Genomic DNA, 23,152 nt, shown 5'->3' on the forward strand with positions numbered 1-23,152 from the left:
CATGACTCAGACTGTGGTCGCCCCGAGCGAGGAGGGCACCAGCCGCTACGCGCAGGCGGGGCCCCACCGGCTCCACTACCACGAAGCCGGCCAGGGCGCGGCCGTCGTCATGCTCCACGGCGGCGGGCCCGGAGCGACGGCGTGGTCGAACTTCGGCGGCAACATCGGGCCCTTCGCTCAGCAGCACCGGACGCTGCTCGTCGACATGCTGGGATTCGGTGGGTCGGACTCCGTCGTGTTCGACAGCGAGCCGGCGACGACGGTGCGGGCGCGGGCGTTGCGCGACCTGCTCGACACCCTCGGCATCGAGAAGGCCAGCTTCGTCGGCAACTCCATGGGGGCGAGCACCGCGATGGCCTTCGCGGTGGACCACCCCGAGCGGACGGAGCGGCTGGTCCTCGTCGGGGCGGCGGGCAAGACCCGCACGGTGATCGCGCCGCAGCCGACCGACGGCCATCGGCGGCTCGCCGAGGCCGGTGCCGATCCGAGCGTGACGACGATGCGGGCCCTGGTCGACACGATGCTGTTCGACCCTGGACTCATGTCCGCAGCGGCTCTCGAGAGCAGGGTGCAGGCGGCGCGCAACCCCGCGCACCGGGATGCGGCGGCCCGCTCCACGGCTCCGTGGCGCGACCAGGCCGACGAGTTCTCCCGTATCGCGGCGAGGACCCTCATCGTGTGGGGCCGGGAGGACCGCGTGAACCCGCTGGAGATCGGTCTCCTGCTGTTGCGCGACATCCCGGACTCCCGCCTGCACGTGTTCCGCGACTGCGGGCACTGGGCGCAGATCGAGCACGAGACCGAGTTCAACCGGGTCGCCCTCGAGTTCCTGGCCGCGGCGTGACGGACGGAACCGGCATCACGGCCCAGTCCCGATTCGTCGTGGTGCCGCAGGTCAGGGCCATGAGGGAGACGGTGTACGGCGTCCGGACGCACTACGTCGACGCAGGCGGGGGCGACCCGCTCGTCCTCGTGCACGGCGGCGGCCCCGGAGCCTCCGGCGCGAGCGGCTGGGCCCGGCTCCTCCCCCTGCTGGCCCGGCACTTCCAGGTACTGGCGATCGACCTCATCGGCTCCGGCCACACGGACAAGCCGCTGGTCGACTACTCGTTCCAGACCCTCGTCGACCACCTCGCGGGCTTCGTCGACGTTCTCGGCCTTCCGCGGGTGCGCCTGGTCGGCAACTCCCAGGGGGCCTACGTCGCGATGAAGTACGCGCTCGATCACCCCGCCCGCGTCCGGGGTGTCGGCACGATCGGCACCGCCACCCTGGCCTCCGCGGTCGGCCTGCTCGACGACGGCCGCGCCGTGGCGCTGCCACGGTTCGACGGCTCGCGGGCGTCACTGGTCGCGTTCCTCGAGACGATCGTCCACGATCGGGCGCAGCTCGATGACGACCTGATCGAGGCCCGGTTCGCGGTCGCGTCGCTGCCCGGGCACCGCGAGATGCTCGACTCCCTCGGGCGCTACCGCACGGTCGTCACCGAGGACCCCGACCAGCGGCAGGTCTTCGAGGTACGGGAACGGCTGGCCGGGCTCGCGGTCCCCTGGTCGATGATCTGGGGTGCCGACGACCGCACCGCGCCACTGGGATCGCTGGGGACCGGCATGCGTCAGCTCCACCCGGAGGTGCCCTTCCACGTGGTCGACGGCGCGGGCCACCAGGTGCAGACCGACCAGCCCCAGCGGGTCCACGAGCTGCTCATGACCTTGTTCGAGCGGTCATCCGCACCGGCCGCGTGAGCTGCCCGAAGCACGGGAGAGCAGAGCAGTGGGAGAGATCGTTGCGGGCCTGGCGTCCTCGCACGCGTTCGCGTTCATGCCGCCCGAGCGCTGGGACGAGTTCCGGGAGCAGAACCGCCGGCTGCTGTACGAGCGCCGGGGGGTGGCAGCACCGGTGCAGGACGGCGTCCGTGTCGAGACGCTTGCCGCGAACCTGCGGGGGTACGCCCGCATCCGCGGTGGCCTCGACCGGCTGCGGTCCTTGCTGACCCAGCAGCGGCCGGACGCGCTTGTCGTCATCGGCGACGACCAGGACGAGAACTTCGACGCGAGCAACGTCCCCCAACTCGCGGTCCACGTCGGCGAGGAGTTCACCCTCGCCGGCCCGCTGGCGACCGGTGCGGCGACGCACCGGGTGCACCGCGGGCTCGCCACGGCGCTGCTCGAGCAGGGCGTGCGTGAGGGCTTCGACATCGCGAGACTGGGCTCGTTCCCGAACGGCGAGCTCAGGTCGCACGCGCACACGCAGGTGCTCGCGGACATGCTGCCGCGTGCCGACATACCGGTCGTGCTCGTCTTCCTCAACGCCATCCACCACCCGGCGGTGCCGCCGTGGCGATGCGCGCAGTTCGGGCAGCTCCTGGCCCGCGTCGTCAGGGACCGGCCCGAGGGCGAGCGGGTGGCGGTCTACGCCTCCGGCGGCTGGTCGCACTTCACCGCCGGATATCCGTGGGACGCCTATCGCGGGCCGCACACGCACGGCGCCATCGACGCCGCCTTCGACCACGTCGTGCGGGAGCTGGTGGAAGAAGGCGACGGGGGCAGGCTCGGCGAGCTGACCGACACCGACCTCCTGGAACACGGCCAGGTGGAGCTGCGCGCCTGGATCGCCCTCATCGGTGCGCTCGGCGACCTGCCGGCGGACTTCGTCGAGTACCAGACCTTCTATCGGGCAATGATGGGGATGGCCGTCGCCGCGTGGACGCCTGAACCGGTGGGGAGAAATCGGTGACGGCGATGTCGTCCAGCGTCCAGGTCCGGGTGTGCGCGGTGCGGGACGTTCCCGCCGGCGAGGGAATTCGGATCGAGCGTCCCGAGCTGCCCGAGCCCATCGCGGTGTTCAACGACGGGGGCCGGCTGTTCGCGCTGAGCGACATGTGCAGCCACGCCGACGCCTCGCTCGCCGACGGCGAGGTGACGGACTGCCAGGTGGAGTGCCCGATGCACTTCGCCCGGTTCGATCTCGTCACCGGCAGGCCGCGTTCGCTCCCCGCTCTGCTCCCGGTCCGGACCTACGAGGTCACGGTGCATGACGGAGACGTCCACGTGACCCTCCCCGAGGGGGGTGCGAAGCCGTGATGGTCCTCGGAGTGGCCTCGTCGCACGCCCCCGCCGTGCTCCTGCCCGCCGACCGGTGGCCGTCCGCCTACGCGATGCTCGTCGGCGACGTCCCCCAGCCGCGGGCCGCCGCGGCCGAGACGTCGGAGACGAACGCCGTCGCCCGCGGGCGGATCGATCACGGCGTCGCCACGCTGCGCGCGGCGATCGAGGCCGCACGGCCCGACGCGGTGGTCATCGTCGGCGACGACCAGGACGAGGTCTTCGGACCCGCGTTCAACCCGACGCTCGCCGTCTTCTGCGGCAGCGCGGTGAGCGGGAGCACCCTGCCCCGGTTCCGCGACCAGCCAGGACTCGACCGCCGCGTGGAGCTCACCTGCCACAGCGAGCTGGCGTCGCACCTGGCCGCCGGCCTGACGCGACGTGGGTTCGACCCTGCCGTCATGACCGAGCTCCGGCCGCTCAGCCGCCCGGACGGCATCGGGCACGCTTTCACCCGGCCCGCGCAGTTCCTCGGCCTGGCCGAGACGGGCATCCCGGTGATCCCCGTCTTCCTCAACGCCTACCACGATCCCCTGCCCTCCGGTCAGCGCTGCTACGACCTGGGCAGGGCGATCCGGGAGATCGCCGACGGGCGGCCGGAGCGGATCGTCGTCGTGGGCTCCGGCGGCCTCTCGCACGACCCGATGGGGCCGCGCGCGGGTTGGATCGACCAGCGGCTCGACCGCTGGGTGCTCGACCGCATCGCCGAGGGCCGGGGCGAGGAGCTGACCACCATGTTCAGCGTCGACTCCGATGCCCTGCGGGGCGGCACCGGCGAGATCCGGTCGTGGATCGTGGTGGCGGGAGCATTCGCCGGTCTCCCTGCCCACGTCGTCGACTACGTGCCCCTCCACCATGCGGTCACCGGTCTCGGATTCGCCTGCTGGCAGCCCTCGGCCTGACGCCGGCCGAGCACCGTGTCCCCACCAGAGAGGAGCTCCGTGCCGGAGCCGACCCGTGAACCACCTCCGCGCAACGGCGCCGACCTGGTCGTGGAATGCCTCGCCCAGGAGGGAGTCCGCCTCGTTGCCGGCGTCCCGGGCACGACGGTGATGGACGTCATCGACAGCCTCGCCCGCCAGGACACCATCCGTTTCGTCGCGACCCGGCACGAACAGGTCGCCGGATTCCTGGCTGACGGCGTGTCCCGTGCCGGCGGGCAACCGGGAGTCTGCCTGGCCTCGCGGGGTCCCGGGGCGGCCAACCTGGCCATCGCCGTCCAGAACGCGTACGACGAGTCCGTCCCGCTGCTCGTGCTGATCGGACAGGTTCCCGGCAGCATCGCCGGACGCCGCGCGTTCGAGGAGATGGACATCGTGGCCACGTTCCGGCCCATGACGAAGTGGACGGTGGAGATCCAGGACGTCCTGCGGATCCCGGAACTGCTCCAGCGTGGGGTACGCGCAGCCGTCACCGGCCGACCGGGGCCCGTCGTCGTCTCCCTGCCCCTCGACGTGCTGCAGGCGCCTGCCCCCGGGCAGCTCCGGCCCGCGCCCCGACGTCGGAGCCACCCTCCCGCGCCCGCCGCCGACGGCGTGCGCGAGGCCGTCGAGCTGCTCGCCACCGCGGAACGCCCGGCGATCCTGTTGGGCGGCGGCGCAGCGGGCGATCCCGACGCCTACCTCCGGCTCGCGGAACGCTTCGACGCACCGGTCATGACCACGTGGATGCGTCAGAGCGCGGTCCCGCACCACCACCCGGCCTATCTGGGAGCCCTGGGCTACGGCGCCCATGACGTGACCGAGCGGGCCGTGCGCGACGCCGACGTCCTGCTGGCCCTGGGCTGCCGGTTCTCCGAGTTCACCACGAACGGATGGACGCTCCTCTCCGCCACGACGCGGCTCGTCCACGTCGACATCGACGCCTCCGAGCTCGGCAGGGTCTACGTGCCCGACGTGGGGCTGGTGTCCGACGCGCGGCTCGCCGCCGCAGCACTGGCCACCGCAGCACCGGCCACTGCAGCACCGGAGCCGGGCGACGCGCAGCGCACCCGTCGTCGGGCCCGGCTGCGCGCCCTGCGGGACGAGTTCGAGCGGGTGTCCTCGACGGGCTCCGACGATCTCGTCGCGGACGACCCCGGCACCGGCGTGAGCAGCCTCAGCGCGGTTCGCGTCCTGCAACGGCTGGCCACCCGGGACGGCGTGCTCCTGCTGCAGGACGCGCCCAGCTTCGCCCCGTGGACCCACCGGTACCTGCGCCTGCCGCGCCCGGGGAGCCTGTACGCCTCCGCGGGCGGCGCCATGGCGTGGGGGCTGCCGGCCGGGATGGGCATCGCACTGGCCCGCCCGGACCAGCGGGTCGTCACCGTCAACGGTGACGGAAGCTTCTGGATGGTCGCCCAGGACTTCGAGACCTGTGTCCGGGAGAAGATCGGCCTGGTCAACATCGTGATGAACAACTTCTCCTACGGCAACACCCGCGACCGCCAGCGGACCACCCACGGCGGCCGCTATCTCGGCGTGTTCTACGGCAACCCGGACTTCGCGGACTTCGCCCGCTCGCTCGGAGGCTTCGGACGTCGGGTGGAGACCGACGCCGACCTGGAGGTGGCCGTGGACGAGGCGCTGGCCCAGGGCCGTCCGGCGATCATCGACGTCGTCCAGGACCAGCTCTACGGCCTGCCGCCGGGACTCACCCCGCCGTCCGCGCGGTGGCCGACATCTGCGGGGCCGGACTAGACTTCTGCTGTGAAGAAAGCCGCGCCCGCGCACGAAGGTCCCCACCGGCCGAAACCGCAGTATCCGATCGAATCGGTGGACAACGCCCTCAAGGTGTTGCTGCTTCTGGGCGAGCGCACCGAGCTGCGCCTCACCGAGGTCAGCGAATACCTCGGAGTCGCGTCCTCCACCGCGCACCGCCTGCTGGCGATGCTGCAGTACCGCGGTTTCGTCCGCCAGAACGAGAGTACAAAATCGTACGGAGCGGGCACCGCCCTCACCGGCGTGGCCTTCGCCATTCTGCAGCGCTTCGACTTCAGGGCCGTCCTGCGCCCCTATCTGGAGCACCTCAACGCCACGCTGGGCGAGACCGTCCACCTCGGCCTGCTGGATGGCACCACAGTTCGCTTCATCGATGCCATCGAGAGCCCCCGCGCCGTCCGGGTCGCCTCCCGGCTGGGGCGGTCGATGCCCGCGAGCTCGACCTCGACGGGCAAGGCGATGTTGGCCAACCTCTCCACGACCGAGCTGCACGCGCTCTACCCCGACGAGGACCTCGAGGGGCTCACCGCGCGGAGCATCCGGGTCCGCAGCGAGCTGGAGAAGCAGCTCGCGACCATCCGCAGGCGCGGGTACGCCACCAGCAACGAGGAGAGCGAGAGCGGGGTGTCATCGGTGGCGGTGGCATTTCCGTTCCGGAGCACTCCCGCACGGATCGCGTTCAACGTGGCCGTGCCCACGAGCCGGATGTCGGCCGCTGACCAGCGAGAGATCGGTGCGTCCCTGCGCCGGACCGTGACGGACGCGGCCCACCTGCTCCACGGCTGAGGGCCGACGGCCGGCGCTACGCCAGCGAGATGGCGCGGACGGGGCAGGACCGCACGGCGTCCTGCACATCGGCGAGCACGGCATCCGGGGGCTCCTCGACGAGCAGCACTGCGACGCCCGATCGTTCGTCGAGATCGAACACGTCGGGAGCACTGAGAACGCAGGACGCGAACCCCTCACACCTGTCGAGGTCGACCAGGACCTTCATGACCATCTCCTTCGCGACGAGCGGCTGCGGCTCACCCGCTGTCCTCCGCCGGGCCGAACGGATCACTGAGCAGCCGGGCGTAGTCCTCGTCCGCCAGCCAGGTCAGGCTCTCCACCTGCAGCGGGTCGAGGTACACGGTGCGACCGGTGCGTGCGCTCCGGATCATGAGACGGCTGCCGTTGGCGGACGTGTCGTGCGTGACCACGACCCGCGCGAACTCGTTGCCGAGGACGAGCACCTCGCCGCTGCGGTGCCCGTCGCCGTCAGAAGTAGATCGAGATGGCACGCGGCAGCACCCTGTGGTCGAGACGGATCGCCCGCTCGGTGATCCGGAACCCGTCCCCGACGCGGACGAGCCGGTCCTGCCGGCAACCGACGAAGAACTGTTCCGAAGCACCCCGGCGGGACTGGAAGACCAGCAGGTTCGACTCGACCCCGACGGCGCCGTCGTCGAACTCCGTGACGATCACGTTGCTGATCATCCGGCGCGTCCGCGAGCGCGGCTGCTCGGCGTGGGCCAGCCCGCCGCTCAGGCGTTCGTGCCGCTTGATCAGGAAGCGCTTGTCCTCCTCGAACAACGCCCACTCCCCCGCCACCGGGCTCCGCTCCTGGCCGACCTCCCGGGACTCCGTGATCGGCATCCAGTACTTGGCGTCGTCGGTGAACAGGTCGAGCCATTCCTCGTACCGGAACTCGTCGAGCAGCTTCGCCTCGCGGTAGAGGAACTGCTCGACCTCGCGCTGGGTGTCGCGGACCGTGGAGGTCATGATCCTGCCTCCGTCATCAGTTCCGCCCAGTAGCGGTAGAAGTTGCGGTGGTTCTGCTCGGAGTAGTGCGGTCCCAGCTGCCCGGGCAGGGTGGGCTCGTCGATCTCGCCCTCGTGGCCCATGCCCATGGTGTAGTTGAAGTCCAGGGTGCGGGAGACCGCGCCGCGGGCCGACTCGGTGATCTTCTCGAAGTTCTCGCCGTCGTCCTGCCCGAAGATCCCGGCGGCGGCGTTCTCCTGCGACATCTGCGAGCGCGCGAAGTCCTTCACGTGCTGGGGCGCGCCGGTGTCGTAGAAGGTGGTCTGCCAGACCTCGAGCTCGCCGGGCCCCTTGGGATGCCACTGGTAGAGCCCGAGCACGTGGAAGCAGCCGAACTTGATCCACGAGAGGTTCGGGAAGATGTTGCCCTCGCCGAGGCCGTGCACCGCGGCCTGCTCCGGGCTGAGCCGCTCGGCGAGGCGGGCGTTGTAGGCCTGCACGTACTCGACCGCCTCGGGTCCGAAGTGCTCGGCCATCATCAGGTCGTTCTGCAGGCCGCGGCCCGGCTTGGGGATGTCGCCCATGCCGTGCCCGTGGGGGAAGTAGGCGATGTAGTCCGCGAGCGTGTCGTAGTCGGGCAGGAACCCGATCTGGAACGCCGAGCCGTGCGTGTAGAGCACGTGGTAGTCGTCGCCGGCGAAGTTCTCCGACGCGAGCTTCCAGTTGGCCGAGATCCGGTACTTCATCACCGGGCCGAGCACCTCCAACCCGCCCAACGCCCCCTCGATGGGCATGTCGAGGTACCAGAGCTGGTCGCGGCCGAGGTAGTCCACGAGGGACACCGCGCCCGCGTCCCAGTTGGCGAAGATGAAGCCCTTGTAGGACTCGACCCGGGGCACCTCGACGAGACCGAGCCGGGACTTGTCGAGCTCGCCGCGGTAGGCGGCCTCGGTGCGCGGAACGCCCACCAGATCGCCGGTGGAGCTGTAGGTCCAGCCGTGGTAGGGGCACCGGAAGAACTTCGCGTTCCCCTGGTCGGACGCGCACACGGTCATGCCGCGGTGCCGGCAGGAGTTGAGCAGGACGTGCAGCTCGCCGGCCGCGTCCCGGGTGGCGATCACGGGGTCCTCGCCCATGAGGTTGGTGATGTAGTCGCCCGGGTTGCGCAGCTGGGACTCGTGGCCGATGTAGAGCCAGGTCCTGGTGAAGATCCTCTGCAGCTCCCGGTCGTAGACGGCGGGATCCCGGAAGATCTCCCGGCTGATCACACCGTCGTCGGGGCGCACGAGGTCGGCCGGATCTCGCGGCGACGTCGTCGTCGGTCGCGGGTCGATCATGGTCATCTCCGCAGTCCTCCATTCGGTACCGCTGGAGCTTTCTCTGCTCACCAGAAATAGCCTCTGACAAAACGTAGCCACGGCCCCGCCCATCGTCAAGGCTCCGTCCGCACCCCGTAGGTGCTAATGAATCCAAACTATATTGAGCATGGACTTTCCGAGTTTCGTAGATGTAGCGTCCCGCTCCACCGGACGCCGACCGGTCCCCACCCCGCACCGTCATGGGAGACGTCATGCAACCCACGAGCGCCGAGTTGCGCACCGAGCTCCAGGTCCTGCTCAAGCGGGACTGGCGCATGCTCATCGGAGGGGAGCTGGTGCCCGCCGGTTCCGGCGAGACGATGACGACGTCGTCGCCGTCGGACGGCAGCGTCCTGGGCACGGTCCCGCTCGCCGGTCCGTCCGATGTGGAGCGTGCGGTGCGGGCGGCGCAGGGGGCGTTCCCGGCCTGGCGCGACACCCCGTTGACCGAGCGCGTGGCGCTGCTGCGCCGGTTCGCCGGCGTACTGCAGGAGCACGCCCGTGAGCTCGGGCTGCTCGACGCCGCCGACTGCGGCAACCCGGTCACCGCGATGATCGGCGACGTCGCCATGGCCACCCGCTGGATGGAGTACCAGACCGGCGTGGCGTTCGAGGTCAAGGGCTCGACGCTGCCGTCGCTGTCGCGCAGCTGGCTGCTGACGCGCCGCGAGCCCTACGGCGTCGTCGGCCGGATCATCCCCTACAACCACCCGATCCTCTTCGCCGCCGGCAAGATCGGCGCACCGGTGGTCATGGGCAACACACTCGTGCTGAAGCTGCCCGACCAGGCCCCGCTCTCGGGCCTGCTGCTGGCCGAGCTCGCGGCCGAGGTCTTCCCGCCCGGCGTGCTCAACGTGATCACCGGGACCGGCGCCGTCACCGGCGACGCCCTGGTGCGCCACCCCGAGGTCAAGCGGATCGCGCTCATCGGCAGCGTCCCGACCGGGCAACGCGTGCAGGCCGCCGCGGCCGAGGTGGCCGTCAAGCACGTCAGCCTGGAGCTCGGCGGCAAGAACGCCATGATCGTCTGCCCGGACGCCGATCTGGACGCCGTCGTCGAGGGCGCGGCGTTCGGGATGAACTGCCACTGGTGCCAGGGCCAGTCCTGCGGGTCCACCACCCGGCTGTTCCTGCACGACGACATCCACGACGAGGTGCTGGAGCGCCTCCTCGAGCGGCTGCGCACCATCCGGATCGGCGACCCGCTCGACCCGGCCACCGAGATGGGCTGCCTGGTGTCGGAGGCCCAGTTCGACAAGGTCACCTCCTACATCGCGGCCGGGCACGAGGACGGCGCGCGGCTGGTCACCGGCGGCGGCCGGCCCGAGGGGGCCGAGTTCGCCGACGGGTTCTTCGTGGCGCCCACCGTGTTCGCCGACGTCGACATGGGCATGCGCATCGCGAAGGAGGAGATCTTCGGCCCGGTGCTGTCCGTACTGCGCTGGAACGACCTCGACGACGTCGTCGCGCAGGCCAACTCGCTGCCCTACGGCCTCACCGGCGCGGTGTGGACGCGCGACATCCAGACCGGGCTGTCGGTCGCCGACCGCCTCGACACCGGCTACGTCTGGATCAACGGATCCGGCAGCCACTTCCTCGGCGCCCCCTTCTCCGGCCACAAGGACAGCGGCACGGACTCCGAGGAGGGCATCGAGGAGCTCATCAGCTACACGCAGACGAAGACGGTCAACATCACCGTCCGGTGATCGAGCAGAACCCCGGAGGCCCGTCGATGACCCAGTCGATGTCACTACCCACCCACACCCAGGCCGCCGTCCTGGTGGACTACAACGCCCCGCCCGAGGTCCGGACGCTGCCGGTGCCCGATCTCGAACCCGGCGCGGCGCTGGTCAAGGTCGAGGCCAGCACCATGTGCGGCACCGACGTGCACATCTGGCGCGGCGAGTACGAGGCCGCCGGCCTGTCCAAGCTGCCGCTGGTGCCCGGCCACGAGATCGTCGGCCGCGTCGTGGCGCTGGGCAGCGAGCGCCGGGTCGACGCGCTCAACCGGCCGCTCGCCGAGGGCGACCTGGTCGCCTGGTCCTACGCCTGGTGCGGGCACTGCTACTGGTGCACCGTCGCCAAGCAGCCGACCCAGTGCGAGAGCGCCCGGATGTACGGCTGGGGCCCGGCCGACCGGTCGCCCTACATCACCGGCGGCTTCTCCGAGTACGCCTACGTGATGCCGGCGTGCAGCATGGTCAAGGTGCCCGAGGGGCTCGACCCGGCGGTCGCCGCGTCGGCCACCTGCGCGTTCCGCACGATCATCCACGGCTACGAGAAGATCGGCCGGATCGAGACCACCGACACCGTGGTGATCCAGGGCAGCGGCCCGGTGGGCCTCTACGCACTGGCCTACGCCGTCCAGTCCGGGGCGAGCCGCACGGTGATGATCGGCGCGCCCACCGCGCGCCTGGACATCGCCAAGCGCTGGGGCGCCGACGTTCAGCTCGACGTCACGAGCACCTCGGTCGAGGAGCGCCGCGAGCGCGTCCGGGACCTCACCGACGGCCGGGGCGCCGACCTCGTCGTCGAGTGCAGCGGGCGCAACGCCGCGTTCGTCGAGGGCATGGACCTGGTCCGCCGCGGCGGGCGATACCTGGTGCTGGGCGCGTCCGAGCCGAAGCCGGTGGAGATGCGCGCCACCTACCTGAACCTCCGGCAGCTCACCGTCGCCGGAACCATGAGCGGCGACATCTCGCACTACTACCGGGCCCTGCGCTTCCTCGACGACCACCAGGACCGCTTCTCCTTCGGCGACCTGCTCGGCAACCGGTTCTCCCTCGACCAGGTCGGGGACGCGCTGCTCGGCATGGAGCAGATGCGCGAGATCAAGCCCGTGATCCTCCCGAACGCCTGACGCCACCCCCACCACCTCACCTGGAGGAACCCCCGTGCCCTACGTCATCGGTATCGATGTCGGAGGGACCTTCACCGATGCGTTCGCTGCCGACGACAGCGGCCGCGTCCACTCCGCGAAGGTTCCGTCCACCCCGCCCGACTTCTCCCGCGGCGTGCTCAGCTCCGTCGACGCGCTCGCCGAGAACATCGGCTGCGACGTCGGGGAGCTGCTCGCCGACACCGCCTACATCTCGCACGGCACGACGTCGGCGCTCAACGCGCTGGTCACGGGCAACGTGGCCGAGGTCGGCTTCATCACCACGCAGGGCCACCGCGACTCGATCTACATCATGAACCTGGAGGGCCGCTACGCCGGCCTGGGTCCCGAGGAGATCCAGGACATCACGGCCACGCGCAAGCCGCCGCCGCTGCTGCCCAAGCGGCGGGTCAAGGAGGCCGTCGAGCGGATCGACCACAAGGGCTCGGTGATCGTCGCGCTCGACGAGGACGCCACCCGGCGGTCGATCCGCGAGCTCCTCGACGACGGCGCCACGGCCATCGCCGTCTCGCTGTTGTGGTCCTTCCGCAACCCGGTGCACGAGAAGCGGATCCGCGAGCTCGTGCACGAGATCGCCCCGGACACCTACGTGGCGCTGTCGTGCGAGGTCAGCCCGCGGATCCGGGAGTACCCCCGCAACGTCACCACGCTGATGAGCACCCAGATCGGCCCGGCGCTGCGCGACTACCTCGAGCCGCTCTCGCGCGACCTCACCGAACGCGGCCTGCGCGGGCCGCTGCTGGTCATGCAGGGCTCCGGCGGCACCGTCTCCGCGCAGGAGGCCCCGGCCAACGCGATCACCACGATCGGCTCGGTGCTCACCGGCGGCGTGATCGGCGCCCGCAACCTCGGCCGGCAGCTCGGCCACGAGAACATCATCTCTACCGACGTCGGCGGCACCACGTTCCTCGTCGGCATGATCGTCGGCGGCGAGCCGGTGTTCAGCTCGATGACCACGCTCAACCAGTACCAGCTCAACGTGGCGATGATGAAGGTCGCCACGATCGGCAGCGGCGGCGGCGCGATCGCCTGGCTCGACGACGGCAAGAACCTGCGCGTCGGCCCGCGCAGCGCCGGGGCCTCCCCCGGGCCGGCCTGCTACGGGCAGGGCGGCACCGAGCCGACCGTCACCGACGCCAACCTCGTGTTGGGCATCCTCAACCCGGGCTTCTTCCTGGGTGGCACCAAGAAGCTCGACGTCGAGCTGGCCCGCGAGGCGCTGCGCAAGAACATCGGCGACCCGCTCGGCCTCACCGCCGAGGAGGCCGCCGCCGCGGTCTACGAGATCCAGAACTCCCAGACCGCCGACCTCGTGCGCACGGTCGTCGTCGGCGCCGGGCACGACCCCCGCGACTTCGTCATGTACGCCTTCGGCGGCGCCGGCCCGGTGCACTGCGCGGCCTACGGCGCGGAGCTGGGCGTACAGGAGATCCTCGTGCCGCTGGGCCAGACCGCGGCCACGTTCTCCGCCTACGGCCTGGCGTCGTCCGACGTCGTGCTGTCGGTGGAGCTCTCGGACCCGTCGAACTTCCCCGTGGACCCCGCCGTGGTGGACCGCAACTTCACCGAACTGGAGGAGGAGGTCCGCCGCCGGCTCGCCGCCCAGGGCGTGGAGTACGCCGACATCACGGTCACCCGCGAGGTCGACGCCCGCTACACGATGCAGATCTTCGAGGTGCCCACACCGGTGGCGCAGGGCACGGTCGACGACACGGCCGTCAAGCAGATCGCCGACGACTTCGAGGAGCGCTACGCCTCGCTCTACGGCAAGGGCACCGGCTTCCGCGAGGCCGGCATCCAGTTCATCACCTACCGCGTCTTCGGCACCGGACGCATGCCGTTCAAGCCCGAGCTCCCGAAGGCGGTGACGGCCGACGGCGGCAGCACTCCCCCGGTCAAGGAGCGGCGCCGGGCGCTGCTCGACATCCGCGCCGGCTGGCAGGAGGTGGACGTCTACGACTACTCCCGCCTCGGCCTCGGCAGCGCGCTGACCGGCCCGGCGATCGTGGAGGCCCCGACCACCACCGTCGTCGTCCCCCCCGGTACCTCGGCCGTCGTCGACGGGCTGGGCAACCTCCGCATCCGCTACCAGTAGGAGCTGACCATGCCGTTCATGCCCGTTCCCGGCTCCGAGTTCTTCTCCAGCAGGGTCCGCTCGTCGGAGGAGGTGCTGGCCTCGATCCCCGCGGAGCTGCCCCTGCACCGCGCCACTCCCGACACCGTCGAGAAGATCGACGCGCTGACCTACGAGGTGATCCGCCACCGCCTGTGGGCGATCACCGACCTCATGGGACAGGCCCTCAAGCAGATGTCGGGCTCGCTGGTGGTGACCGACTGCAACGACTTCGACGTCGCGGTCACCGACGAGATCGGCGACATCGTCCAGATCGGCCCGTACAACACCGAGCTGGCCGCCGCCGTCGACCTGGCGATCAAGTGGATCCTCGCGAACCGCTCGGTGAACCCCGGGATCTGCGAGGGCGACATGTTCCTCTGCAACGACCCCTGGGTCGGTGGCGGGCTGCACCAGAACGACGTCGCGGTGTTCGCCCCGCTGTTCCACGAGGGCAGGCTGTTCGCCTGGACCGCCGCGATCGCCCACCAGGCCGACCTCGGGGGCGTCTCGCCGGGCAGCTGGACTCCGCGCGCGGAGGACGTGTTCTGGGAGTCCCTGCCCACCCCGCCGGTCAAGATCGTGCGGAACTTCGAGATCCAACGTGACGTGGAGGACGTCTACCTGCGGCGCTCACGCGTGCCGAAGATGGTCGGCCTGGACCTGCGCGCCAAGATCGGCGCCAACCGGGTGGGTCACGAGCGCATCACCCAGCTCATCGACAAGTACAGCGCCGAGACGGTGAAGGCCGCGATGGCCCGCCAGCTCGACGACGCCGAGCAGCGCCTGCGCGCCAAGCTGGAGCAGATCGGCGACGGGGCCTGGACCGCGACGAGCTACCAGGAACAGTCCATGAAGGACGACCGCGGCCTGCACAAGGTCGTCTGCACGCTGCGCAAGACCGGCAGCGAGCTGGTCTTCGACTTCACCGGCACCTCGCCGCAGTCCGGCATGATCAACTGTCCGTTCTCCGGCATGTACGGCGGCGTGATGTCGGCGGTGCTGCCGGTGCTCTGCGGCGACATCCCGTGGGCCGCGGGCGGCCTGCGCCGGTGCATCAGCTTCGTCACCGAGGAGGGCACGCTCAACAACGCCACCTTCCCGGCCGGCGTGGGCAAGGGCTCGGTGGCCTCGTCGTGGGCCACGATGAACGCCGCCACCGAGTGCCTGTCCACGATGCTCGACACCTCCGTCGAGCTGCACGGCCAGGTCCAGTCCGTGTGCTGCGGAACCTGGGACCTGTGCGTCATGGCCGGGCTGGACCAGCGCGGTCAGCCGTTCGCCACCATGATCACCGACTCCATGGGCGGCGGGTTCGGCGCGGGCAACGACCACGACGGTGTCGACACCGGGGGGCTGCTGCTCATCCCGATGGGCAAGATGCCCGACGTCGAGATGAACGAGTTCATGCTGCCGATGCTCTACCTCTGGCGCCGCGAGGAGACCGACAGCGGTGGCCCGGGCCAGTTCCGCGGGGGCGTCACCGGGTCGCTGTGCTTCGTGCCCCACGACACCTCGACACCGCTGGCGCAGATCGTGTCCGGCGCGGGCAAGGCCGTGCCGCAGAACGTGGGCCTGGCCGGCGGCTACCCGGGCAACAGCCAGGCCGACCTGGCCGTCCGCGGCTCGAACATCGCGGACCTCTTCGCCCGCGGGGCCATCCCCTCCACGCTGGCCGAGATCGATGGCGAGCACGTGGTGCTGGCCTGCGAGGACGAGGTGCTGCTCTCCCCGGGCGACGTGCACTACATGTGCTGGCAGTCGGGCGGAGGCTACGGCGATCCGCTGCTGCGCGAGCCGGGTCGGGTCGCCTACGACGTCGCCGAGTTCCGGGTCACCGATCAGAGTGCCCGCTCGATCTACGGAGTGGTGCTCGACGGGTCCGAGGTGGACACCCTCGCGACCGAGGAGCTGCGCGCGACGCTGCGGGACCGCCGACGCGAGCTGGCCGTGAAGGGAGCAGGACGATGACACTGGACACGAGACGGGTCAACGCGAACGTCGCCCGCAGCGCGGCCGGGGTCCTGTCCTGCGCGCACTGCCGTCAGGAGCTCGAGGGCACCGCGGAGAACTACCTGACGCTCCTGCCCCACTACGAGGGGCCCGTCACCGACGCCGGACCGCAGGTCTGCGCGGACACTGCCGAGTTCATCGACGTCGAGATCGTCTTCCGCCAGTACTACTGCCCCGGCTGCTACACGGCCTTCCGCACCGAGGTCGTGCCGCGGGTGTGAGCCGCAGGCGGCCCGGGCCCTGTGCGGACCCGGGCCGCCCCGGCGTGCGGCGAATGCGGTCCCGACGCCGCGATCCCTGACGACGCAGTCACCTCACGACCAGCCAGGAGGTGACGCCGGACCCGGGCGCCGACGACGCTCCCGGGTCCGGCGAGGCCACCGCCAGGCGGGGCTCAGGCGCCCAGGAACCCGATCACCAGGTTGTTGAACACCTCCGGACGATCGCGGAAGACCTGGTGGCCCGCGCGATTGATCACGCACATCGTGCAGTTCGCCGTCCGACCCGCCAGGACGTCGAAGAACTGGTGGCCGAGCTCGACGGGCGCGGAGCGGTCGTCCTTGCCCCACACGACGAGCACCGGGACGTCGAGACCCGGACCCTGCAGGTGGTCGAGAACCCGTTTCCGGGCGCGTCCCAGGCTGGGGATCCAGTGCCGGGCGCTGCTACGGGCGTAGACCTCGACCGACTCCTTGTGGTGCGCACCGTTCATCATCTCCGCGGCGATGCGGAGGTACTCGGGGCTCAGCGGCCCCTCGGTCACCGCCTGGGCGGCGTGGTAATGGCTGATCACACCCTCCGCTCCGGCGTTCTTCGGCGCCGTGCGCTCGACCTCGTCGTAGAAGCCCATGTCGGACCGACCCGGCGGAGCGGGAGCGGTCGAGGCACTCGACACGACGACGAGCCGGCTGACCCGGCCCGGCAGCTCCATCGCCAGCCGGGTGGCGAGCAGGCCGCCGCGGGAGTGACCGACCAGGGTCATGTCGGTCAGGTCCAGCTGCTCGAGGAACCCGACGGCGTGGTCCAGGACGCTCTCGAACGTCCACTGCTCGTCCGAGGCCGGGATGTCGGTGAAGCCCTGCCCGAGCTTGTCGAAGGCCACCACCCGCCCGTGCGCGGACAGGGCGTCGACGGTCTCGCTCCAGACCTCGATGCCCATCGGCACGAAGATCCCGAAATGGCCGCCGTGCACGAGCACGATGGGATGCCCGGGCCCGGCATCCGGTACACCGGTGTCCAGATAGCGGGTCCTCACCCCGGAGACCGTGATGTGTCGGACGTGATCGGGGTTCAGCGGTTCGCTCACGACGAGCTGCCTCTCAATACGGTGCGGCGGATGGCATCGCCCGACTCGGCCACCCACCGGGCGACGGTCGGGCCGAGGTCGTCGAGCTCGTCTTCCAGGACGTACAGGCCCCGGGTCGGAAGGACACCACCGAGCTCGACGAGCAATGGCCTCAGGTACGTCTCGACCGCGAGCGCGTGGTGCGCGGCCGCGCCCACCATCACCGGCGCGACCACCACACCCCGCAGGCTCGTGCGGTCGAACCACTCGAGGAACGCCTTGAGCAGCGCTGTGTAGGTGGCCTTGAAGACCGGGGAGGCGACCACCACGACCGACGCGCTCGAGACCCGGCCCACCAGCTCGGCCACCCGGGCCGAGGAACGGTCGAACAGCTCGCCGCCGAGCGTCCCCAGCTCGACCGAGTCCGGTTCTGCGCCCTCCGGCCAGCCGAGAAGCGCGACGACCTGGCGCGCGACCTCGTCGGCCGCCGCACTGGTCCGGGACCCGGCTCTGGGGTTGCCGACGACGGTCAGCACACGGAACGGCTCCATCCCGGTCAGCTGCCGGCCAGGAGCGGCATGACCTCGCGGCCGAAGCGGTCGACGTCGGTCAGGTAGTCCTGGAACGACAGCATGACACCCGCCGTTCCCGCCACCGCACCGAAGGAACGCAGCTTCTCGGCGACCGTCGCCGCGTCGCCGAGTACGAGCGGGAACGAGATCATGAACGCGTCGGACCCCAGCATCAGGTTCTTGGTGGACTCCTCGTTCTCCGTGAGGTCCTCCTGTGCGATCCCCATGAGGTTCGTGACCGCGGGGAAGTCCATGTTCGCTCGCCAGTTCGCCACGACGTCCTCGGCCTCGGCGACGCTGTCGCGCAGCACGACCTGGAACAGCGGGAAGGTGCCCACCTCGCGGCCGGCCCGGTCGGCCTGGGCCTGGAGCCGGGCGTTCTGCGCCGCCAGGCTCTCGACGTCGGGCTTGCCCACCACGAACTGGTAGTCGCCCACCTCGGCGCAGAACTGCATGCCGCGGTCGGACTGCCCGGCGCACACCAGCTCGATCGGAGCCTCCGGAAGGGGGCCGAGGCGGCAGTCGTCCATCCGGAAGTACTGGCCCTCGAAATCACTCTGTCCCTTCGACCAGAGCTCGCGCATGACCCGGACGTACTCGTCCGCGTGGTCGTAGCGGGTCCGGAAGTGCTGGTCTCCGGGCCACAGACCCATCTGCGTGTACTCGGGCTTCTCCCATCCGGTGACGATGTTGAGCCCGAAGCGCCCACCCGACATGTCGGAGATGGTGGCTGCCTGCTTGGCCGCGAGAACCGGCGGCGTGAGCAGCGTGGCGATCGATCCGAAGAGCTTGATGCGCCGGGTCGTGACGGCGAGGCCCGCCATCACCGAGAGCGAGTCGAGGGCGTGGTTCCACGGGCTGGTGTCGCCGTCGAACCCGCGGAACTTCACCGCCGACAGGAGGAAGTCGAACCCGTAGTGCTCCGCCTTGGTCGCGGCCTGTGAGGCCAGGAACCACTCGGGCACGGAGGCGGGCGAGGTGTTGGAGAACACCCAGTTCTTGTTCATGGTGGGCATGAACATGCCGATCCGCATGATCGCTCCTCTTGTGAGTCCGGCCACCGGGCCGATGACGCGACGCTATAAACGCGAGCCGGGGGCAGCTATGCGGTTCGCGTCGCGCGCGCACCGGAATGCGCCACACCGCCGGTCAGCGCGTGCGGCGCAGGGTTTCCGACGGGGCGATGCCGTACCGGCGCCGGTAGGCTGCGGCGAACCGGCCCAGGTGACCGAACCCCCAGCGATGGGCGATCGCGGTGGTCGTCGTCCGGTCCGGATCCGCATCGACGAGATCCCCGTGCGCCCGCGCCATCCGCACGTCCTGCAGGTAGGTCATCGGCGACATGCCCAGCTCCCGGCCGAAGCCCGCCTGCAGGGCACGGAGGCTCACACCCGCGTGGGCCGCCAGGTCGCCCGCCGAGTACGGCTCCTCCGGGCTCGCCTGCACGAGGTCCACGACCTGCCGTACCGCGCGCGAGCGGACGACCTCCGCGGGCCGGTGGAGAGCCTCGGAGTGGGTGTGGGAGTGGGCGAACAGCAGCGTGGTCACGAGCAGCCGGGAGAAGTACGCACCGGCCAGCGGCTGGTGGATCACGCTCTCGGGCCGCTCCATCTCGGCGAGCACGAGGTGCAGTGTGGCCAGCCAGCTACCGCCCGCTCCGCCGGCCACGTCCATTCCCAGGTCGAACTGGACCGGCGCCGCCGGCCGCCCCAGGATGGCTTCGAGCTCGGTCTGCAACGCGGCCCGATCGAGCTTGACCGCCAGTTGGGCGCAGTCGGCCGACCAGCGGATGGTCATCGGCCGTCCGGGGCTGAACACCGCGGCACGGGCGGGAGAACTGATGATCGAGTCCTTGCCGCTGGTCGACTCGGTGAAGCCCTGCCGCGGCAGGTTGATGTGGTAGCAGGACACGAGCGGCGCCGGGATCATCCGGATCTCCGTGCCGTAGCGCAGGTAACCCACGGTCGTGTCACCGACCGCAGCCGCGTTCAGCACGGCCCGCAGCGGTTGGCCTCGCTCGAGGACGATCGTCTGGTGCGGCGCGTAGACCCGTGGTACGACCTCGCGCACCTCGTCGAGCGCCGAGCTGTGCACGATGGCGTGGGCGGACAACGGCTCCGCATCACGGTACCGGTGGCGTGTGCCCTGTCGACCGCTCATCACTCTCCGCATGACAGAGGTGTTCTCTGGCGCATGTGTAAGGCCGGCAGCTCGGTCTGTCAAATGACCCCGGCCCCACCGCCGGATCGACCAGCCGTGCCGACCGGTTCGCTTGACTAGACGCGGCCGCTTTGAGAGCCTCTTCAGAACGGATTGCTTCTCTGTTGAGCAGAGACGACATGACCACGTCCAGACCTGCCGGGAGCCGCAATGACCGATCGATCGTCCGTCCTCGACGAGGTGCGGCGCGGGATGATCCCGGCACACATCTACAACGACGAGGAGATCTTCCGGCTGGAGAGGGAGCGGCTGTTCAGCCGGGCCTGGATCTTCGTCGGCCACGAGTCGGAGGTGCCGCAGCCCGGCGACTACGTGGTACGCCGGGTGCTGGAGGACTCGTTCATCGTCTCGCGCGGCGAGGACGGCGCGGTTCGCGCGCTGTTCAACATGTGTCTGCACCGCGGGATGCAGGTGTGCCGTGCCGAGGCCGGCAACGCCTCGCACTTCCGGTGCCCGTACCACGGCTGGTCCTACCGCAACGACGGCCGCATCGTCGGCCTGCCCTTCCACCAGGAGGCGTACGGCGGCGAGGCCGGTTTCCGGCGCAAGGGCCAGACGCTCCTGCCCGCCCCGTCGCTGGACACCTACAACGGGCTGATCTTCATCAGCCTGGATCCCGCCGCTCCCCCGCTGCGGGAGTACCTCGGCGACTTCGCGTTCTACCTGGACTTCTACACCAAGCAGTCGGCGGCCGGCATCGAGCTGCGCGGACCGCAGCGGTGGCGGATCAAGGCGAACTGGAAGATCGGCGCGGAGAACTTCGCGGGCGACATGTACCACACGCCGCAGACCCACACCTCCGTCGTGGAGATCGGGCTGTTCCGCGAGCCCAAGGCCGAGAAGCGCAAGGACGGCTGCACCTACTGGGCCGGCAACGGCGGCGGCACCACCTACAAGCTGCCGGTGGGCACGTTCGAGGAGAAGCTGCGCTACGTCGGCTACCCGGACTCCATGATCGCGAACATGCGGGAGAACTGGTCGGTCGAGCAGCAGGCGGTGGTCGAGGACAACGCCTTCATGATCTCCGCGGCGTCGGTGTTCCCGAACATGAGCTTCGTGCACAATTGGCCCAAGGTGGAGGAGCACGGGGACGCCGTGCTGCCGTTCATCTCCATCCGCACCTGGCAGCCCGTCAGCGCAGACGAGACCGAGGTGCTGAGCTGGTTCGCCGTGGACGCTCAGGCGCCCGAGGAGTTCAAGGCGCTGTCCTACAAGGCCTACCTGATGTGCTTCGGCAGCACCGGCATGTTCGAGCAGGACGACGTCGAGAACTGGGTGTCGCTCACCAACACCGCGGCCGGGTCGATGGCGCGGCGGCTGCTGCTCAACAGCCGCATGGGGCTGCTCGAGGACGGCTCGCACGTCGTGCCCCGGCTGGACGGCACTCAGTTCGCCGGGCCGGGCGAGGCCTACGTCGGCTACGGCGAGTACAACCAGCGCCACCTGCTCAACCGCTGGGCCGACCACCTGGAGAAACCGCCGGCCGACGTCGCGCAGGTCGAGGTCGGCGGGCAGGTGACCGGGTGAGCACGCACTCGTCTCGCTCGGTGCTGGGCGCGCACGCGCCGACGACCCAGCGGACCGGGCGCACGCTGCCCTTCTCCGACGAGCGCCACCTGCAGGCCCACCAGTGGCTGGTCGACGAGGCCTACATCCTGGACTCCCAGGCCTACGACGAGTGGCTCGACCTGCTCACCGACGACATCCACTACCTCATGCCGGTGCGGGTGACCACGGCGCTCGGCGCCGGCTACGACACCTCGCCGGGCATGGCCCACTTCGACGAGAACCGCTACTCACTGGGCCGGCGGGTGGCACGCTTCCTCACCGAGCACGCATGGACCGAGGACCCGCCCTCGCGGCTGCGGCACTACGTGGCCAACGTCCGCACCTTCGCCACCGACGACCCGGACCACGTCGTCGTCGACTCCGGGGTGATGCTCTACCGCAGCCGCGGCGACGTCCGCGAGGCCGCGGTGCTCTCGGCGGGCCGGGAGGATCTGCTGCGGCGCACCGGCGACGGTTGGCGGCTCGCGCGGCGCACGATCCTGCTCGACGACTCGGTGGTCCGCAGCCAGAACCTGGCGATCTTCCTGTGAGCGGGGACGCCGCCGAGCAGTACCGCGCGCTGGTGGAGCACCGCACCGGCGAGGCGATCCAGCTCGGCAACGAGTTCGCCGAGATCCGGGTGTCGCGGGTGGAGACGCGCAACGGCTCGCGGCTCCTCATCGAGTCGCCGAGGTCCGGGCAGTGGGTCTCGCTGTGCCCGCTGGAGCTGGAGGCCCTGACCTGGCAGAACACGGCCACGTTCTCGGCGATGATCGGCAACCCGTTCGGCCCGCTGGTGACGGACGAGGAACCGTGACGGGCTGGCTCGAGGGGAAGCGGGCGCTGGTCGTCGGGGCGGGCTCGGGCATCGGGCGGGCGGTGGTGGACGCGTTCCGGTCCGAGGGCGCGCAGGTGGCCGTCCTGGAGCGCGACGCCGCCAAGTGCGCCGCGCTGGCCGCGGCGCGGCCCGAGGTGCCCGTGGTGACCGGCGACGCCACCACCCGCGGCGCCAACGACGAGGCCGTGGCCGCCGCCGTCGACGCGTTCGGCGGGCTGGACGTACTGGTCAACTGCGTGGGCGTCTTCGACTTCTACCGGGGCATCGCCGACCTCGACGCCGACCGCATCGACGACGCGTTCGACGAGATGTTCGCGGTCAACGTCAAGTCGCACCTGCACGCGGTGAAGGCGGCGCTGCCCGCGCTGCGGGAGTCCGGGGGCAACGTCGTGCTCACCGAGTCGACGTCGGCCTACTACCCGGGCCGCGGCGGGGTGCTCTACGTCGGCTCCAAGTTCGCGGTGCGCGGGCTCGTCACCGCGCTGGCGCACGAGCTGGCGCCGCACATCCGCGTCAACGGGGTCGCCCCCGGCGGCACGCTGCACACCGACCTGCGCGGCCTGTCCAGCCTCGGGATGGACGCGCAGCGGCTCGACGACACCCCCGACCGCGCAGCCGCCCTCGCCGCCCGGGTGCCGCTGCAGGTCGCGCTGGACGGCACCGACCACGCCTGGAGCTACGTGTACCTGGCGTCCGACCGTGCCCGCGGTATCACCGGCGGGGTCGTGCATCCCGACGGGGGCATGGGTGTGAAGGCGTGAGGAC

Annotated in this window: 24 protein-coding genes; 16 read left to right on the forward strand and 8 right to left on the reverse strand. The window is 70.6% G+C overall.

The window, feature by feature from the left end:
• The first annotated feature begins 1 nt into the window (after position 1).
• The 7 genes from JWR81_RS31360 (at position 2) to JWR81_RS31390 (ending at position 6,587) form a co-directional block, all read left to right on the forward strand.
• Positions 2–844: an alpha/beta fold hydrolase gene (locus tag JWR81_RS31360; protein ID WP_297661138.1), complete on the forward strand. Its 843-nt coding sequence runs from the start codon at positions 2–4 to the stop codon at positions 842–844.
• A gap of 59 nt (positions 845–903) precedes the next feature.
• Positions 904–1,743, forward strand: coding sequence for an alpha/beta fold hydrolase (locus JWR81_RS31365; RefSeq protein WP_297661140.1), 840 nt, complete (start codon positions 904–906; stop codon positions 1,741–1,743).
• 28 nt (positions 1,744–1,771) lie between these two features.
• Positions 1,772–2,734, forward strand: a complete 963-nt coding sequence (locus tag JWR81_RS31370) for a hypothetical protein (RefSeq protein WP_297661141.1) — start codon at positions 1,772–1,774, stop codon at positions 2,732–2,734.
• A 5-nt stretch (positions 2,735–2,739) separates the two neighbouring features.
• The gene (locus tag JWR81_RS31375; protein WP_297661208.1) at positions 2,740–3,081 is read left to right on the forward strand and encodes a bifunctional 3-phenylpropionate/cinnamic acid dioxygenase ferredoxin subunit; all 342 of its coding nucleotides are present in this window, start codon (positions 2,740–2,742) and stop codon (positions 3,079–3,081) included.
• Positions 3,081–4,004 (forward strand): hypothetical protein, encoded by a 924-nt coding sequence (locus JWR81_RS31380; RefSeq protein WP_297661210.1) that lies wholly within the window; start codon positions 3,081–3,083, stop codon positions 4,002–4,004. The genes JWR81_RS31375 and JWR81_RS31380 overlap by 1 nt, the downstream gene beginning before the upstream one ends.
• Before the next feature lie 39 nt (positions 4,005–4,043).
• Positions 4,044–5,780, forward strand: coding sequence for a thiamine pyrophosphate-binding protein (locus JWR81_RS31385; RefSeq protein ID WP_297661142.1), 1,737 nt, complete (start codon positions 4,044–4,046; stop codon positions 5,778–5,780).
• A 75-nt stretch (positions 5,781–5,855) separates the two neighbouring features.
• Positions 5,856–6,587, forward strand: a complete 732-nt coding sequence (locus tag JWR81_RS31390) for an IclR family transcriptional regulator (RefSeq protein ID WP_297661143.1) — start codon at positions 5,856–5,858, stop codon at positions 6,585–6,587.
• Positions 6,588–6,603: 16 nt separating this feature from the next.
• Here JWR81_RS31390 and JWR81_RS31395 read toward each other — a convergent pair whose 3' ends face one another.
• From JWR81_RS31395 to JWR81_RS31410, 4 genes are read right to left on the reverse strand one after another with little or no spacing between them, the layout of a single operon-like run.
• A complete protein-coding gene (locus JWR81_RS31395; RefSeq protein ID WP_297661145.1) occupies positions 6,604–6,795 on the reverse strand; it encodes a ferredoxin in 192 nt (63 codons plus the stop codon).
• 31 nt (positions 6,796–6,826) lie between these two features.
• Positions 6,827–7,081 (reverse strand): hypothetical protein, encoded by a 255-nt coding sequence (locus JWR81_RS31400; protein WP_297661147.1) that lies wholly within the window; start codon positions 7,079–7,081, stop codon positions 6,827–6,829.
• Positions 7,059–7,562 (reverse strand): aromatic-ring-hydroxylating dioxygenase subunit beta, encoded by a 504-nt coding sequence (locus JWR81_RS31405; RefSeq protein ID WP_297661149.1) that lies wholly within the window; start codon positions 7,560–7,562, stop codon positions 7,059–7,061. Before JWR81_RS31405 ends, JWR81_RS31400 begins: the two co-directional genes overlap by 23 nt.
• Positions 7,559–8,878, reverse strand: coding sequence for an aromatic ring-hydroxylating dioxygenase subunit alpha (locus JWR81_RS31410; protein ID WP_297661151.1), 1,320 nt, complete (start codon positions 8,876–8,878; stop codon positions 7,559–7,561). The genes JWR81_RS31405 and JWR81_RS31410 overlap by 4 nt, the downstream gene beginning before the upstream one ends.
• 233 nt (positions 8,879–9,111) lie before the next feature.
• Here JWR81_RS31410 and JWR81_RS31415 point away from each other — a divergent pair, with 233 nt between their 5' ends.
• From JWR81_RS31415 to JWR81_RS31435, 5 genes are read left to right on the forward strand one after another with little or no spacing between them, the layout of a single operon-like run.
• Positions 9,112–10,605, forward strand: a complete 1,494-nt coding sequence (locus JWR81_RS31415; protein ID WP_297661153.1) for an aldehyde dehydrogenase family protein — start codon at positions 9,112–9,114, stop codon at positions 10,603–10,605.
• On the forward strand, positions 10,602–11,759 hold the full coding sequence (locus JWR81_RS31420; protein WP_297661155.1) for a zinc-binding dehydrogenase: 1,158 nt from the start codon (positions 10,602–10,604) through the stop codon (positions 11,757–11,759). The genes JWR81_RS31415 and JWR81_RS31420 overlap by 4 nt, the downstream gene beginning before the upstream one ends.
• A 34-nt stretch (positions 11,760–11,793) precedes the next feature.
• The gene (locus tag JWR81_RS31425) at positions 11,794–13,893 is read left to right on the forward strand and encodes a hydantoinase/oxoprolinase family protein (protein WP_297661157.1); all 2,100 of its coding nucleotides are present in this window, start codon (positions 11,794–11,796) and stop codon (positions 13,891–13,893) included.
• 9 nt (positions 13,894–13,902) lie between these two features.
• Entirely contained in the window at positions 13,903–15,882 is a 1,980-nt protein-coding gene (locus tag JWR81_RS31430) for a hydantoinase B/oxoprolinase family protein (RefSeq protein ID WP_297661158.1), read from the forward strand.
• The gene (locus tag JWR81_RS31435; RefSeq protein WP_297661160.1) at positions 15,879–16,145 is read left to right on the forward strand and encodes a hypothetical protein; all 267 of its coding nucleotides are present in this window, start codon (positions 15,879–15,881) and stop codon (positions 16,143–16,145) included. The genes JWR81_RS31430 and JWR81_RS31435 overlap by 4 nt, the downstream gene beginning before the upstream one ends.
• 173 nt (positions 16,146–16,318) lie before the next feature.
• Here the strand turns inward: JWR81_RS31435 and JWR81_RS31440 are convergent, their stop codons facing one another.
• The 4 genes from JWR81_RS31440 to JWR81_RS31455 form a co-directional block, all read right to left on the reverse strand.
• Positions 16,319–17,230 carry an alpha/beta hydrolase gene (locus JWR81_RS31440; RefSeq protein WP_297661162.1) on the reverse strand — a complete coding sequence of 304 codons (912 nt, stop codon included), beginning with the start codon at positions 17,228–17,230 and terminating at the stop codon, positions 16,319–16,321.
• On the reverse strand, positions 17,227–17,760 hold the full coding sequence (locus JWR81_RS31445; protein WP_297661165.1) for an NADPH-dependent FMN reductase: 534 nt from the start codon (positions 17,758–17,760) through the stop codon (positions 17,227–17,229). Before JWR81_RS31445 ends, JWR81_RS31440 begins: the two co-directional genes overlap by 4 nt.
• A 5-nt stretch (positions 17,761–17,765) precedes the next feature.
• Complete coding sequence (locus JWR81_RS31450; RefSeq protein WP_297661167.1) at positions 17,766–18,815, reverse strand: LLM class flavin-dependent oxidoreductase; 1,050 nt, start codon at positions 18,813–18,815, stop codon at positions 17,766–17,768.
• A 115-nt stretch (positions 18,816–18,930) separates the two neighbouring features.
• Positions 18,931–19,893 (reverse strand): AraC family transcriptional regulator, encoded by a 963-nt coding sequence (locus JWR81_RS31455; protein WP_297661169.1) that lies wholly within the window; start codon positions 19,891–19,893, stop codon positions 18,931–18,933.
• A 258-nt stretch (positions 19,894–20,151) separates the two neighbouring features.
• Here JWR81_RS31455 and JWR81_RS31460 point away from each other — a divergent pair, with 258 nt between their 5' ends.
• Genes JWR81_RS31460 through hcaB form a run of 4 tightly spaced genes read left to right on the forward strand, consistent with a single transcriptional unit; the run spans position 20,152 to position 23,148 of the window.
• Entirely contained in the window at positions 20,152–21,528 is a 1,377-nt protein-coding gene (locus JWR81_RS31460; RefSeq protein WP_297661171.1) for a Rieske 2Fe-2S domain-containing protein, read from the forward strand.
• Positions 21,525–22,100, forward strand: a complete 576-nt coding sequence (locus JWR81_RS31465) for a 3-phenylpropionate/cinnamic acid dioxygenase subunit beta (RefSeq protein ID WP_297661173.1) — start codon at positions 21,525–21,527, stop codon at positions 22,098–22,100. Before JWR81_RS31460 ends, JWR81_RS31465 begins: the two co-directional genes overlap by 4 nt.
• The gene (locus tag JWR81_RS31470) at positions 22,097–22,366 is read left to right on the forward strand and encodes a hypothetical protein (protein ID WP_297661175.1); all 270 of its coding nucleotides are present in this window, start codon (positions 22,097–22,099) and stop codon (positions 22,364–22,366) included. Before JWR81_RS31465 ends, JWR81_RS31470 begins: the two co-directional genes overlap by 4 nt.
• Positions 22,363–23,148 (forward strand): 3-(cis-5,6-dihydroxycyclohexa-1,3-dien-1-yl)propanoate dehydrogenase, encoded by a 786-nt coding sequence (hcaB, locus tag JWR81_RS31475; protein ID WP_297661177.1) that lies wholly within the window; start codon positions 22,363–22,365, stop codon positions 23,146–23,148. Before JWR81_RS31470 ends, hcaB begins: the two co-directional genes overlap by 4 nt.
• The last annotated feature ends 4 nt before the right edge of the window (positions 23,149–23,152 follow it).

This window comes from Pseudonocardia sp., from assembly GCF_025965585.1.
GTDB lineage: Bacteria > Actinomycetota > Actinomycetes > Mycobacteriales > Pseudonocardiaceae > Pseudonocardia.